A 1,358-nucleotide genomic window follows, 5' to 3' on the forward strand; every position below is an offset into this window, starting at 1 on the left:
GATTACATCATCAAGGACATCGCGCTTGCCGCGTATGGCCGCAAGGAGATCGACATCGCCGAGACGGAGATGCCGGGGCTGATGGCGTTGCGCGAGGAGTACGGCGAGGCGAAGCCGCTGAAGGGCGCGCGGATCGCCGGCTCCTTGCACATGACGATCCAGACCGCGGTGCTGATCGAGACGCTGGTGGCGCTCGGCGCCGATGTCCGCTGGGCGTCGTGCAACATCTTCTCGACGCAGGACCATGCCGCGGCGGTCGTCGCCGAAGGCGGCACGCCGGTCTTCGCGGTCAAGGGCGAGACGCTGCCCGAATACTGGGAGTATTGCGACCGCATCTTCGATTTCCCCGAGGGCGGCGCGAACCTGATCCTCGACGATGGCGGGGACGCGACGATGTACATCCTGCTGGGGGCCCGCGTCGAGGCCGGCGAGGACGACCTGATCGCCGTGCCCACGAGCGAGGAGGAAGAGGCGCTGTTTGCGCAGATCCGGAGCCGCATCGCCGCGACCCCGGGCTGGTTCGCCAAGCAGCGCGACATGCTGAAGGGCGTCTCGGAAGAGACCACGACCGGCGTGCACCGGCTGTACCAGATGGTGGAAAAGGGCGAGCTGCCCTTCCCCGCGATCAACGTCAACGACTCTGTCACCAAGTCGAAATTCGACAACAAGTACGGCTGCAAGGAAAGCCTGGTCGACGGCATCCGCCGCGCCACCGACACGATGATGGCCGGCAAGGTCGCCGTGGTGATGGGTTACGGCGATGTGGGCAAGGGCTCGGCGGCCTCGCTCGCCGGCGCCGGCGCGCGCGTGAAGGTGACCGAGGTCGACCCGATCTGCGCGCTGCAGGCGGCGATGGACGGGTTCGAGGTCGTGCGCCTCGAGGACGTGGTCGGATCGGCGGACATCTTCATCACCACCACGGGCAACAAGGACGTCATCCGCATCGAGCACATGCGCGAGATGAAGGACATGGCGATCGTCGGCAATATCGGGCATTTCGACAACGAGATCCAGGTGGCCAACCTCAAGAACCACAAATGGACCAATATCAAGGACCAGGTGGACATGATCGAGCTGCCCTCGGGGCATCGCATCATCCTGCTGTCGGAAGGCCGCCTGCTGAACCTCGGCAACGCGACGGGGCATCCCAGCTTCGTGATGTCGGCGTCGTTCACCAACCAGGTGCTGGCGCAGATGGAACTGTGGACCAAGGGCGAGCAATACGAGAACAAGGTCTACGTGCTCCCGAAGCACCTCGACGAGAAGGTCGCCCGCCTGCATCTCGAGCGCATCGGCGTCCGCCTGACCGAACTCGACCCCGAACAGGCCGCCTATATCGGCGTCAAACCCGAAGGCCC

At 64.9% G+C, this 1,358-nt stretch carries 1 protein-coding gene; it reads left to right on the forward strand.

Features of this window, described 5'->3' with window-relative positions; translation table 11 throughout:
* Window positions 1–1,358, forward strand: a 1,358-nt coding sequence (gene ahcY / locus V8324_RS21885; protein ID WP_336421996.1) for an adenosylhomocysteinase, incomplete at both ends; no start/stop codon positions are given.

It is taken from the genome of Roseovarius sp. D22-M7 (genome assembly GCF_037083785.1).
GTDB lineage: Bacteria > Pseudomonadota > Alphaproteobacteria > Rhodobacterales > Rhodobacteraceae > Roseovarius.